Genomic DNA, 473 nt, shown 5'->3' with positions numbered 1-473 from the left:
TCGTGTTTTAGCCCCGGACATTTTCGGCGCAGGACCTCTCGACTAGTGAGCTATTACGCACTCTTTGAATGTGTGGCTGCTTCTAAGCCAACATCCTAGTTGTCTGTGAAATCCCACATCCTTTTCCACTTAACACGCACTTTGGGACCTTAGCTGGTGGTCTGGGCTCTTTCCCTTTTGACTACCCAACTTATCTCGTGCAGTCTGACTCCCGTACATCATCTGGCCGGCATTCGGAGTTTGATATTCTTTGGTAAGCTTTGACGCCCCCTAGGAAATTCAGTGCTCTACCTCCGGCAGACTAATACGAGGCTAGCCCTAAAGCTATTTCGAGGAGAACCAGCTATCTCCGGGTTCGATTGGAATTTCTCCCCTACCCACACCTCATCGCCACCCTTTTCAACGGATGTGCGTTCGGTCCTCCATTTCCTTTTACGGAAACTTCAACCTGGACATGGGTAGATCACCCGGTT

General features: G+C 50.1%; 1 rRNA gene. It reads right to left on the bottom strand.

Annotated features, from left to right (window positions below):
• Positions 1-473: ribosomal RNA gene (locus AC27IJ_RS00005) — 23S ribosomal RNA — on the bottom strand; the annotation flags it as partial.

The sequence above is a fragment of the Lacrimispora sp. YZC11 genome, from assembly GCF_057543815.1.
The sequence above is the reverse complement of the archived record's forward strand: the minus strand, read 5'-3'. Positions and strand labels throughout refer to the sequence as shown.